Origin of the sequence: Aquibacillus saliphilus, assembly GCF_020404745.1 — a bacterium.
Classification (GTDB): Bacteria; Bacillota; Bacilli; order Bacillales; family Amphibacillaceae; genus Aquibacillus; species Aquibacillus saliphilus.
Window position 1 is genome coordinate 135,913 of record NZ_JAIZAP010000010.1, and the last position, 12,754, is coordinate 148,666.

Here is a 12,754-nt window from a genome sequence, read left to right on the forward strand (position 1 = left end):
GTTTAAGGGGGATTTTTTTGTCAAACCACGGAAATGAAGAAATGCTAACAGGAGGGAATGTCTCTAAGGTTTATCGTTTGGGAGATACTGTTAGACGTGAATTAAATCCACACAGTTCAAAAATTCATAAGCTATTAAAGCATTTGGAGAACAAAGGTTTCAGTTATGCTCCAAAGTTTTTAGGTATTGATGAAAAAGGAAGAGAGATATTAACATTTATTGAAGGAGAGGCTGGTAATGACCCTTTAAAACAATACATGTGGTCTGATGATGTTTTAAAAGAAATAGCGAAGATGCTCCGTCTATACCATGATGCTGTGAGTGATTTTCCATTAATAGACGACTGGAAACCGTTAGATAATACTCCAGATAAAGTCGAGGTATTATGTCATAATGACTTTGCTAGGTACAATATTATTTTTAATCATAAAAGACCAGTTGGTATTATTGATTTTGATGTTGCAGGACCTAGACCAAGACTTTGGGATATAGCTTATACCCTTTACACTTGCGTCCCCTTAAGTAGATTTTATCTTTCTGAAACAGGTAAGGAAGTTTATTATAATTCATTACAGCATGCCAGTCGTATAAAACATAGGGTTAGTTTGTTTTTTGAATCTTATGGTGAAAAAAAAGAAGAAGATTACCTGGAAATGGTGTTGATACGATTAGAAGGGTTATGTAAAACAATTAAAAGAAAAGCCAGTGAAGGTGACATTGCGTTTCAAAGGATGATTGAAGAAGGACACCTTGAACATTATCAAAATGATATAAAATTCATTCACGAACATGGGAAAGAGTGGATTTAAATAAAATTTTTATTGAACTATCGGGTGCGATTGTTCAATAAGAATAGTCGCTTCTTGTGCTAACGCAGCAGTAATGTGGAAGAAGGTTAAAAGTTAAAATTTATAAGGCATTGCTGAACAAAAGCAGTCGTTTCTAATTTTAGTAAGATAAGATAAAAGATTAAACAAGGATCCATTTATACAAATCGGAATTCAAATAAATTTTTTAACTATTCAAATAGTAATGTATCGAGTGCGATAGTTTAAAGTGTGTTGTATCCTTCCCCTTATTATTTACACAGAGATGAATCTATATTATAAACAGGTGACTAGGTTATTTGCAAACTCCTTTTACTAGATAGCTGATAAAGAAAAGAATTGTTTAATAGCAGTTCTTTTTATTATGGCTTATACTTGTAGGTAACGGGTATTTGCCTATGTGTTAAAATATAAAAGGCTAAATGAATGAAAGGATTGAAAGGATTGAAGGATCATGTCAAGAGGAGAATATATACTTCAAGAACAATATGGAACAACAAAGAGAGCTTCCTCCTTTTATAAAAACCAAATGCTAAATTATTTAAATAAAGAGATGACAGAGTTTATATCTAAGCAAGGCATGATGTTTATAGCAACGGCTGACTCCAGCGGGAACTGTGACTCCTCTTTTAGAGCTGGATCAGCAGGTTTTGTAAGAGTTATTGATGACAAAACATTAATATATCCTGAATACAAGGGGAATGGTGTGATGGCGAGCCTAGGGAATATTCTTGAAAACCCCCATATAGGGTTAATGTTTATTGATTTCTTTGAACATGCTATTGGCTTACATATTAACGGTGAAACTTCTATTATCGAAAATCAACAATTAACCACATTAAATATAACAGATGAGATAATGGACGATATTAATGAAAAAGAAGGGAATAAACCAGAACGTTGGGTAATAATCAAAGTTGATGAAGCTTATATTCACTGCTCAAAACATATTCCAAAGCTAAAAAAGATGGATAAAAAGATACAATGGGGCACTGATGACGAAAAACATAAGGGCGGGGACTTTTTCAAAGCAAAACAAAGTAAAAATATATAAACGTGTTCTTCAAATAAAGGGTGCAAATAGTTTAAAAAGGGATCATCGATTGCGGTGATTCTATTTTTGAGTTTACAGAATAATCGTAATATTATGTTAAACTAGTGTGTGAACAGTTGTACTTAAATTAACGCAGCAGGTTTGTGGAAGAAGGATATGAGGAGTTTGTATGGAAATTAAAGCGTAAATTAAAAGCCGAAAGGTTATAAAAAAACCAATCGGCTATGACTATGTTTAATATTTATTAAAGATTAACAGCCTTTGTTTTACGTGACTGTTTTGAATGTAATTTTTTCATTGCAAATCTTGCAATGGGCTGTGCAATTAACAACTCAATCCAAAATGCAACACCAAAGTTCCTAAACCAACTATGAAAAAAGTTATGAAAAGGTTCAAGGCTTATTTGTTTTGTACCAACCCAAGTTCCGATAATTGTAAGAAGAATAGATAAGACTGTAACATTCAATAAAGTATTTAATAAAACTCTGGCATTAAATCCATCTGTTTTTCCTACGAATTTTGGCATCACTTTACCAACTAAGGGTCCCGCAACAAATCTTACTAATATAATGACGATAGTCCACATAATCGGAATAACCCTTAAGGTTTTCAAGTAATTTTCCTTACTGAAACCGAATTCCATCCCCATAATAATCGGTGCAATAGTGTTGACTGAAATAATCGAAATAATCAACATAAATATTATGCCTTCTTTTGGGCTTTGAGGCAGTCTATCTTCCCTATACATATTTTCACCCTCCGAAAAAATAAAAATTTCAGATGGCAGACGTATCATTCGACATATATTTTTGGTTAGTAAAACTCATACCAATATCTCTACTCACTGATTATTTAATTTTAAACAGGTTCGCAAATGAATACCAGTCTTGAATAAATTGATTATATGTGAGCAAAAAAGATTGTGTTGTTAAACTAAAGGGTGCGTATATGGAACAAGATACGCTTATTTAATTGGTTCAGTACAAAGTAATGAACAAATTTTAAAAATGTTAAATTATGGGTTGACGATTGGAAGTATTGAATATAATATGAGTGAAATTTAATGATAGTTAATTAAAATAGGGGGTAAAGTGATGAAAATTATTGGGCTTATAGGTGGAATGAGTTGGGAGTCTTCAGTAGAGTATTACCGAATAATTAACGAAAAGGTAAAAGAAAAATTAGGTGGATTACATTCAGCGAAGTGTCTGCTGTATAGTGTTGACTTTGACGAGATTGAACGCTATCAAGCTGAAGGAGATTGGGAAAGTGCGGGTAAAGCATTAGGAGAAGTTGCATCATCTTTAGAAAAAGCAGGAGCAGAATTCATATTAATTTGTACAAATACAATGCATAAAGTAATTGATTATATAGAGGCACGGATTAACATTCCTGTATTACATATTGCTGATGCAACAGCGAATCAAATTCAAAGTTCCAATATTAAAACAGTTGGCTTACTTGGGACTAAATATACAATGGAGCAAGATTTTTATAAATCTCGAATCGAATCTAATGGAATTAACGTGTTAGTTCCAGATAAAGAAGAACGAAACAATGTCAATAAAGTTATTTACGAAGAGTTGTGTTTAGGGAAAATTGAACAATCATCTAAGAATTATTATAAAACTGTCATTCAACATTTAGTGGATGAAGGAGCAGAAGGAATCATTTTAGGTTGTACAGAAATCGGATTATTAGTAAAACCAGAAGATTCAAAAGTTCCATTGTTTGATACAACAGTTATCCATGCCATTGAAGCAGTAAATACTGCGTTAGAAAGAAGTTCTATGCAATAAGGCTTATTAATCTAACGTAGGGCTTTCCTTGAATAAGGAATTGCACCTTATTGAACTAAAGCCGCAGGTTAGTTGAAGAACACAAGAGAAAAATAAACGAAAGGCAGTGTTTAAAGTGGAATGTTTCGGCTGTAATTTAGCAAATAAACAAGAACCAGTTAATGTAGTTTGGGAGAATGACTATGTTTGTTGCTTCTTGGACCATGACCCATATAACGAAGGGCATATCTTAATAGTACCTAAAAAACATGTAAGGTACTTTGATGAACTTGATGAAAACACTGCCAATTCAATAATGAAGGCTGCAAAGCTTCTTTCAAAAGTAACTAAGGAATTGTTTAATCCTGATGGTATTACTATTTGTCAAAATGGAGGTAGTTTTGATGAGTTAACTCACTTTCATATGCACGTTGTTCCGAGATATGAAGGACAAAATTTTGCGAACTTTTATTCCGAAGAATCTGAACAAGTTGTAGTAGATGAAGTTGGGTTATCTAAGACCAAAAGGAAAATAATAAATGCGATAAACAGTATTTAAAATGAAAGGCTTATTTTGCTAACGGGTGCAAAAGTTAAAGAAGCAGACTGACGTTAAAGTCGGTCTTTTCTTTTGTTTTATAGTTTGGAAATTTCCGATTACTAATTGGAATATTATGTTAAAATTAAATATATAGATATTGAACTAACGGAGCAGTTTAGTGAAAGATGCTACATTGGATTAGGGGGGATAAATTGAAAGAGAGTAAAGTACATAGGGCTGTTAAAATTGCAACTAATATTACACTGGTTTTGTTATTCTTAGGTGCATTTCAGATGTTACTTGATAATATTTATGAAAATGACCACTATGGATGGTTATTTTTAATAGCTTTTTGTACTTTGATAAGTTTATACGGTTTTTTTGAGGATAGAAAAAACGATAAGAATAAATCAGCAATTATAAGTTTGCTTCCCGCAGTTGTTGGTTTTGGTGTATTACTTTGGCAAACCATAGTCTTTCTGACTTTTTAGTTTATACAACAAAAGGGTGCGATTGTTCAATAGGAACAGTCGCTTGTTGTGCTAAATTAGCAGGATAGTGAAAGAAACAATAAAAGCAAAATTTATAAAATGATATACTTATTAACAGGGGGAGATAGAATGATTTTAGAATCAGTTATGCTACAAGTTAAGCAAGGAATGGAAGAGGAATATGAGGAAGCGCTTCGAGAAGCATCAAAAATTATATCGTCAATGAGAGGCTACATAACTCACGAATTACAACGATGTATTGAAGTTAAGGGGAAATATTTATTGTTGGTGAAGTGGGAAACATTAGAAGACCATACAGTTGGATTTAGACAATCGAAAGAGTATCAAGAATGGAAAAAACAACTACATCATTTCTATGACCCATTCCCAACAGTCGAACATTTTGAAAACGTCCCTCTTTAAAAGGTTATTGAAGTAACGGGTGCAAGAGTTAAATAAGCAGACTGACTTTAAGTCGGTCTTTTCTTTTGCTTTTTAGTTCAGAAATTTCCGATTACAAATTGGAATAATATGTTAACATCAAATATATAGATATTGAACTAACGCAGCAGGTTAGTGGAACAAGAAATCTGGAAAAGGGAGACTATTTTTTATTGAGGGAAAAGTAATAAATGGGTTCACTCTTTCTTTCTGTTGTATGAATTATTTAAAGCCTGAAAAATGGGGGTTATTATGAAGGTAGCACTTATTCACACGGGTTATTTTGTTGCCCTTATTATCCTATCTGTCGCATCCTTTTTCTTGATACTTGGTGCAGGATTTGGCGGCTTTATTAACATATTTGTCTTATTTATTCCTTTTGTTTTTAGTGTGTTGTGGCTTAGTGATTACACATGGCGTATTCTTAGTACAAATCCAGATAAAATACAGTTGATTCGTCCGACTAAGAATTGGTCATTCATCAGTTTATTCCTTTCAGGGATTTTTACAGTGTACAGTCTATTTCTAACGTCTTTGTTTCCAACACCAATAGAACGTGCTCCGTCATGGATGTTTCTTGGAACACCAATCATACTGCTTCTTATTTGGTATTGGCTACTATATAGATACACAAAGAACAAAAGAAATTATACTCAGAGAGTTTTAAGTTCGATTCTTTTTATTTTCGCTTTGATATATGCTTATCAAATTTGTGAATATTATATTCTGAATACTTAAATCTAATTTAAAGTATATTTGATTTGTGAGTAAATGCACTTAAAGTAACGGGTGCTTTAGTTGAAGAAGCAATTGAAAATAAATAGAAAAAAACTCAGTTCAGTGAACTGAGTTTTTTATAATAGCTTAGGAAATTATAAAATTGGTTTCGTGTGGATATTTTTTTGACAATGTTAGCCGCGTCCAACTCCGGCGCCTACGCTTTTGTTCTTAGATTACAATTATAACTACAAAACACGGTACAATGCATTATACAAATTTAGGAGCATTTTATAATGTGATTTGGAGTTTTGCGATAGGTAACGGATCCCGTTACAATGATGTAGGACCTTTTTAAATAGCTTATCGAACTTTGTTTTTAAGAAAAATTTGAAAGGTTTTTTTATACTTAATTATCAATTAAACCTTTGGAAGAAAGAAATTCTCTCGCAACAGCTTGATAATCTTCCCCATCGATATCGATTCGCGCATTCATTTGCTGCATTTCCTCTTCTGAAATTTGTCCAGCTAGTCCATTAAGTGTTTCTTCAAGATTGGGGTATTGTTCAAGTATTTCCTGTCTAATTACTATTGCTGCATCATAACGAGGAAAAAAGCCAAGGTCATCCTCAGTTGTTTGGATATTCTCTCGCTCAATCCGACCATCTGTTGTAAAAGCTGGAATTACATCCACATCACCTTGAATCAATGCTTGGTACATGACATTTGGATCAAAGCTTTCGACACTTGCAAAATCAAAGCTATACGCTTCTTTAAAAGCATCATAACCATCCCCTTGGCGCTCATAGAAAGCGTGAGGTGCGCCGAAAGTAAGGTTCTCTGATAAAGTTGCAATGTCAGAGTATGTATTTGCTTCAAAATCTGCCTCATCTGTGTAAGCTAGTGTATAGTTGTTTTCAAAACCCAATGGTTCTAACCAGGTTGCATTATAATTCTCTTGATACCCTTCTCTTACGCGGTTCAAAATACTATCGCTAGACTCACCTGCTTCTGCTTGTTCATCAAGTACTGCCTCTAAACCAGTTCCGGTATATTCTACATACATATCAATCTCACTATTTTCTAGTGCTGGTTGCAAGACTGCTACTTCACCTAAACCATCTTGTAAATCGACAGTGTAATCAGTATTTTCTTCAATATAAACAGCAAGTATCTGTGAAAGGACATATTGCTCTGTCCAGTTCTTTCCTGAAACGACTAATGGTTCATCAGTAGATCCCTCATTATTTCCTCCGCATGCAGTTAATAGTAGTATTAATACCATTAAAATTGATATAGACAATTTAGTTTTAGTCAATTTAACACTCCTCTTTCACGATTTTATACCTTTAGGTGTAACTCTTTTCTCTAATAATTTTAAAACAAAATCAAAAAACAAGGCCATAAGAGCTACAGGAATTGCGCCTGCCAAAACAAGGCTATTATTCCAAGATTGAAGACCTCTCCAGATCACATCTCCCAGCCCACCGGCTCCAACGAATGTTGCAAGTGTGACCACACCAACAGTTAAAACTGTAGCAGTTCTTATACCAGCCATCATAAATGGTAATGAAAGTGGTAATTGTATTTTCAAAAGAATCTGACGCGGCGTCATTCCCATTCCTTCTCCCGCTTCAATAATTCCCTCATCCACTTCTATAATTCCTGTGTACGTATTTCTCAGAATTGGTAAAAGAGCATAAATAATAAGTGCTACTAGTGCAGTCAAGGTGCCAATACCTAAAATTGGTACTAGAAAACCAAACAGAGCAAGACTAGGGATTGTTTGAAAGACAGCGGTTATCCCAATGTAAAATTCAGCCATTTTCCGTTTTCTAGAAATGTAAATCCCAAGAGGCACGGAGATTAAAACAGCAATTGCTATTGCTAAGAAAGATAAGTATAAGTGTTCAATTGCCCTTTCTACTATTAAGTCCTGTCTAGTTACAATTGTATCAAAAAAGATTTGAATGGATTCCACCTTGTGCACCTCCCGCCCGAATACCGGCAAGTTCTTGGAGCAATCTCTGATGGCTTATAACACCTATTGGCTTACCATCTTCCCCGTTAATAATGATTGTTTCCGTTTCTTTAGTCAACATGACGCGTGCCACATCCTGTAGAGATGAATGATAGGATAAGTTTGGAACATCACCGGTTACTTGTTCTGGTACCAAAGGCTCCATAATAGTAGAAGCATGAAGTTCTTCTCTTTTTTTGGTGACCCTCTTCGCTCTATCCTCACCAATGAAGGAACGAACAAATTCATTTATTGGGTTTTGAATTAGTTCTGTTGGTGTTGCAATTTGCTGGATACTTCCACCTTTCATGACCACTATTTCGTCTGCAATTTTTAGGGCCTCATCCATATCATGAGTCACGAATACAATGGTTTTATTTATGCTTTTCTGAAGAAGTTTCAATTCATCCTGAAGTTGTTGTCTGCTGATTGGATCTAGAGCGCTGAATGGTTCGTCCATTAAAATGATTGGAGGTTCACCTGCTAAGGCGCGTATAACTCCAATACGCTGTTGCTGGCCGCCACTTAACTCCAAAGGGTATCTGTTTTTATAGACCTGTGGATCAAGTCCTACCATGTCTAATAGTTCATCTACTTTTTTCTGATAATCTGCCTTTTTCCATCCTTTTAATTTAGGAACTAAGGACACATTTTCTTCTATTGTCATATGAGGGAGTAATCCAATCCGTTGTATCACATACCCAATATTCCTTCTTAATTCTACACTTTCTTGTTCTGATATATCATTTCCATTAATTGAGATGGTACCTGAAGTGATAGAAATTAGTTTATTTATCATTTTCATTGTTGTTGTTTTCCCGCAACCGCTAGGTCCTATTAATGTGACCAAATTACCCTTTTTAACAGTAAACGAAATATCATCAACAGCAACCGTACCGTCTTCAAAAGTCTTTGTTACATTGTTAAATGTGATCAATATCCTCACCTCCCTGGAATTTGGGTGTTTCATATAGCCTAAGTACACTTATTTTATAAATAGCTTTGGTAATAGTCAAAAAATCTGTATTATTAACCATCTAAAAGTGACTGTGGTCCGGATGCCGTAGTGAATACTTTTTTTATACACGGGAAAAATAGTTTAAAAAACAAAGATATTGGAGTGGATATATTTTGGGAAAAGCTTTAACCGCTGCGGAGGTAACCAATCTTTTTAACTCATATATTGGCAATACAATGGCTGTAGGGGTTACGTCATATTTTATCAAAACTGCGAGTGATCCTGAAGTAGTTGAGATACTTGAAAATGCCTTAGACCTCGCTAAGTTTGAAGTAGAGCAGGCAAGAAATTTACTAAGAGAATCTGGTCATCCACACCCTCAAGGATTTTCGAGTGAGGATTTTAACTTTTTAGCTCCAGCTTTATATAACGATAACATTATTCTATTAGTAAAGTTTATCTTGTCACAGGATGGCGCAACTGTTTATTCTGTTGCAATGTCTGAAGCAACACGCATGGATGTGCGCAAGTATTACTTAGAATGCTCAACAAGGACGATTGAATTTAATAATCAACTCGTTGAACTAATGGAGAAGAAAGGCCTTTTTCATCCCAAAATTCATTTGCCGGTCCCGGGTAGTATTGAAAAAGTACATAAACAGTCGTTTGTGGGAGGAGTATTTTCTGGCCGTCGCCCGTTAAATTCAATGGAAATAATGCAAATTTGTACAAATATAAGAAATATTGATGTCGAAAAAGAATTTTTGACAAGCTTTATTCAAATTACATCATCAAAGCAATTAGCCGAGCATTTTAAGCGTGGCGAAAAAATTGCAAAAAAACATTCACAAATTTTCAGGTCCTTATTAGCTCATGACGGTTTGCCGCAATATCCATCCTTGGAAAGTGAAATTACGGATAGTACCGTTAGTCCTTTCTCAGAACACATGATGTTGTATAAAATTTCAGTTTTTGCTTCATCCACTGTTGCACGATATGGAACCGCAATTTCGACAATGATGCGAAAGGATGTAGGTGTTGACTTCACCCGTCTAATGGCAGAATTATCCCTATATGGTGAGGATACGCTTAATTTAATGATTGAACTTGGTTTCCTAGATCAATTGCCTCTAGCGAAGGAGTTAGAGAAATAATAGGTAAGAAAGCAGTATGATTTCACTTTCTCGCTCGTAAAGACGTTCATCTGCTTTATGAAGGTCATCTCACTTTGATTGCTGACACAATTTGACGTTCATCTGCATCATGAAGGTCATCTTCCTTCGATTTCTTGCTTTTGCATGTAAAATATCGCTAGAAAATCAAAATAATCACCTAGAATTGATACAAATCAATTTTTTATTTATCGTGGGCAGATAAGATAAGAGTATAAGATAAAGGAGGAAAACGATATGACAAAAGCAGTATTTCAGTTAGAGGCCCTTACATGTCCATCATGTATTAAAAAAATTGAAACAGCACTTAATAAAACAGTTGGTGTAGAATCAGCGAGGGTATTATTTAGTTCAAGTAAAGTAAAAGCACAATTTAATGGAACTCAAGTTAGGGCAAGCCAATTAGAAGAAACAATAAGCAAATTGGGGTATCCAGTGTTATCAGCCAAAGTTTCATAGAATCTATCATTAGAGATAGTCTCTTATCCAGGTTATCTCTAGTTTTTGTGATTAATAGTCTATGTTATTAACTTCACCTTCACTTGAGTGAATACTCCGCGATCTGCCTCTTGGATTGATAAAATTCCCCTAACTTAGCTATTGCTTGTCCAATCAAAAAAATAAGAAAAGAAAAACGATATCATTGAATAATTTTATCGTTTTTCTTTTGTTGAAATTCGTTTCAGACATTACTATTAAATTTCTAAACTTGATATAGGTCAATTACTTAAAACAACAGTCGTCATAGTATGTAGATAGAAGAAAACGTTCTAAATAAAAGTAAATCAGGTTAGTTAAAAAGTAGTCCAAAGTATTCTATGGGAGGAGAAAATGATGATCCACATAATTAATAAACACAAAAACCATATTACCGCAGTATCAGCGTTACTAATTGCTATTGGTTTCTCAGTTGGCTTTATCGGTAACGATGGCATGAAAAATTTTACTCTAATAACTGCTACGATTATCGCTAGTGTTCCTATTTTTATCAAAGCATTCCAAGCGTTACGAATGAGAGTTTTTAGTATCGAATTACTAGTAACGATTGCTGTTATAGGAGCCCTTTTTATCGGTGAATATGTAGAACCAGCTGTTGTTACATTCCTTTTTTTATTCGGTGCATATTTAGAAGCACGCACATTAGAAAAAACACGATCGTCTCTCAAAGAATTAGTTGATATGGCGCCGCAAGAAGCAACTATTATTCGAAATGGAAATCAGATTGAATTGCCGGTGGAAGAGGTAGTAGAAGGGGATCGTGTAATTATTCGGTCCGGCGGAAAAATTCCTGTTGATGGAAGGATCGTATCCGGACAAGCGTTTTTAAATGAAGCTGCTATTACAGGGGAAAGTACTCCTGCAACAAAAAAGCGTGATGATAAAGTATTTAGCGGAACAATTTTAGATAGTGGTTATGTTGAAATTATCGCTGAAAAAGTTGGCGACGATACAACATTTGCTAAAATTATTGAACTTGTTGAAGAGGCACAAGAGTCAAAATCAAAGACAGAGAAATTCCTTGATAAGTTTGCTAATAGGTATACACCGGCAGCCGTATTGTTATCAATCGTTGTTTATCTAATTACAAGAGAGGTTCATTTAGCAATCACGTTCTTAGTCGTTGCTTGTCCAGGTGCTTTGGTTATTGGAGCGCCAGTATCAAACGTCGCAGGTATTGGGAATGGTGCAAAAAATGGTGTCCTTGTTAAGGGCGGAGAGGTCATGGATAGGTTTTCCAAGGTGAATACACTCGTGTTTGATAAAACTGGCACGCTAACGAAAGGAAAGCCAGAAGTAACCGATATAAAAGCATTTAATGACCTGGATTCAAACGAACTGCTAAGATTGGTTGCTCTAGCCGAAACTATTTCTGAACACCATTTAGGCCAAACGATCGTTAAAGAGGCAAAGGCTAGAAAGTATCTACTTAATGATGAACCAGAAGATGGAGAAGTTATTAAAGGCAATGGAATCCGTGCGACGGTCGAGGGTTTGCGTCTAACAGTGGGTAATCGAAAATTAATGATTAAAGAAAAAATAGAGATCCCAAAAGAAATTGCAAATTATGCAATAAGTCGCGAGAAAGCAGGCAATACCGCAATCTTTGCAGCAGTTGATGGAAAAGTTGCTGGTATCTTTTCAATAGCCGACCAGATTCGTGAAGATGCTCCAAGGGCTTTGGCTGAAATGAGGAAGAACGGTATAAAGAAAATTGTTATGTTGACAGGTGACAATCAACACACAGCTAAATTAGTTGCCAATCAGCTAGGACTGGACGAATACCATGCAGAGCTATTGCCAGAGCAAAAGGTAGAATACGTAAAGAAATTAAAAGCAGACGGACACATAGTAGCCATGGCTGGTGATGGAATTAATGATGCTCCAGCAATCGCTACTGCCGATATTGGATTAGCGATGGGTGAAGGGGGTACCGATGTGTCAATGGAAACCGCCGACGTTGTCCTGATGGCTGATAAACTAATGCAATTTTCACACGCATATTCTCTTTCAAAAGCTACCATTCGAAACATGAAACAAAATACGTATTTTGCAGTAGGTATTGTTTTTGTTCTTTTGCTTGGTGTTTTAATGGGGTCAGTTCATTTGGCCTCTGGTATGTTAATCCATGAAGCAAGTGTTTTACTTGTTATCTTAAATGCGATGCGTCTAATTAGGTTTAACCATAAGAAAAGACAACAAGAACTAGTTTCATTAGTTGAACCTGCTTATTCAAAGTAAAAGAAATCATCATGTA

The 12,754-nt window shown here is 34.9% G+C and carries 14 protein-coding genes; 10 read left to right on the top strand and 4 right to left on the bottom strand.

Going from position 1 to position 12,754, the window contains the following annotated elements; all coding sequences use genetic code 11:
• The first annotated feature begins 17 nt into the window (after nt 1-17).
• Nucleotides 18-809, top strand: coding sequence for a phosphotransferase (locus LD272_RS12030; protein ID WP_226036851.1), 792 nt, complete (start codon nt 18-20; stop codon nt 807-809).
• 472 nt (nt 810-1,281) lie between these two features.
• Nucleotides 1,282-1,881: a pyridoxamine 5'-phosphate oxidase family protein gene (locus LD272_RS12035; protein WP_226036852.1), complete on the top strand. Its 600-nt coding sequence runs from the start codon at nt 1,282-1,284 to the stop codon at nt 1,879-1,881.
• 244 nt (nt 1,882-2,125) lie between these two features.
• Here the strand turns inward: LD272_RS12035 and LD272_RS12040 are convergent, their stop codons facing one another.
• A complete protein-coding gene (locus tag LD272_RS12040; protein WP_226036853.1) occupies nt 2,126-2,629 on the bottom strand; it encodes a DUF2798 domain-containing protein in 504 nt (167 codons plus the stop codon).
• A 346-nt stretch (nt 2,630-2,975) separates the two neighbouring features.
• Between LD272_RS12040 and LD272_RS12045 the strand changes: the two genes are divergently transcribed.
• The 5 genes from LD272_RS12045 (at nt 2,976) to LD272_RS12065 (ending at nt 5,870) form a co-directional block, all read left to right on the top strand.
• Nucleotides 2,976-3,680: an aspartate/glutamate racemase family protein gene (locus LD272_RS12045; RefSeq protein WP_226036854.1), complete on the top strand. Its 705-nt coding sequence runs from the start codon at nt 2,976-2,978 to the stop codon at nt 3,678-3,680.
• Between the two features lie 115 nt (nt 3,681-3,795).
• On the top strand, nt 3,796-4,218 hold the full coding sequence (locus LD272_RS12050; protein ID WP_439647395.1) for an HIT family protein: 423 nt from the start codon (nt 3,796-3,798) through the stop codon (nt 4,216-4,218).
• Between the two features lie 194 nt (nt 4,219-4,412).
• Nucleotides 4,413-4,691, top strand: coding sequence for a hypothetical protein (locus LD272_RS12055; RefSeq protein ID WP_226036856.1), 279 nt, complete (start codon nt 4,413-4,415; stop codon nt 4,689-4,691).
• A gap of 129 nt (nt 4,692-4,820) precedes the next feature.
• Nucleotides 4,821-5,114 (top strand): antibiotic biosynthesis monooxygenase family protein, encoded by a 294-nt coding sequence (locus LD272_RS12060; RefSeq protein ID WP_226036857.1) that lies wholly within the window; start codon nt 4,821-4,823, stop codon nt 5,112-5,114.
• A 270-nt stretch (nt 5,115-5,384) separates the two neighbouring features.
• Complete coding sequence (locus LD272_RS12065) at nt 5,385-5,870, top strand: hypothetical protein (RefSeq protein ID WP_226036858.1); 486 nt, start codon at nt 5,385-5,387, stop codon at nt 5,868-5,870.
• A gap of 388 nt (nt 5,871-6,258) precedes the next feature.
• Here the strand turns inward: LD272_RS12065 and LD272_RS12070 are convergent, their stop codons facing one another.
• The 3 genes from LD272_RS12070 to LD272_RS12080 are packed head-to-tail and all read right to left on the bottom strand — an operon-like array spanning nt 6,259 to nt 8,806.
• On the bottom strand, nt 6,259-7,134 hold the full coding sequence (locus LD272_RS12070) for a glycine betaine ABC transporter substrate-binding protein (protein WP_226036896.1): 876 nt from the start codon (nt 7,132-7,134) through the stop codon (nt 6,259-6,261).
• A gap of 48 nt (nt 7,135-7,182) precedes the next feature.
• On the bottom strand, nt 7,183-7,821 hold the full coding sequence (locus LD272_RS12075) for an ABC transporter permease (RefSeq protein WP_226036897.1): 639 nt from the start codon (nt 7,819-7,821) through the stop codon (nt 7,183-7,185).
• The gene (locus LD272_RS12080) at nt 7,805-8,806 is read right to left on the bottom strand and encodes an ABC transporter ATP-binding protein (protein WP_226036859.1); all 1,002 of its coding nucleotides are present in this window, start codon (nt 8,804-8,806) and stop codon (nt 7,805-7,807) included. The genes LD272_RS12075 and LD272_RS12080 overlap by 17 nt, the downstream gene beginning before the upstream one ends.
• A gap of 194 nt (nt 8,807-9,000) precedes the next feature.
• Here LD272_RS12080 and LD272_RS12085 point away from each other — a divergent pair, with 194 nt between their 5' ends.
• From LD272_RS12085 to LD272_RS12095, 3 genes are all read left to right on the top strand, one after another.
• Nucleotides 9,001-9,981, top strand: coding sequence for a DUF3231 family protein (locus tag LD272_RS12085; protein WP_226036860.1), 981 nt, complete (start codon nt 9,001-9,003; stop codon nt 9,979-9,981).
• Between the two features lie 255 nt (nt 9,982-10,236).
• A complete protein-coding gene (locus tag LD272_RS12090) occupies nt 10,237-10,458 on the top strand; it encodes a heavy-metal-associated domain-containing protein (RefSeq protein ID WP_226036861.1) in 222 nt (73 codons plus the stop codon).
• Nucleotides 10,459-10,833: 375 nt separating this feature from the next.
• Entirely contained in the window at nt 10,834-12,738 is a 1,905-nt protein-coding gene (locus tag LD272_RS12095) for a heavy metal translocating P-type ATPase (RefSeq protein WP_226036898.1), read from the top strand.
• Nucleotides 12,739-12,754: the final 16 nt, after the last annotated feature.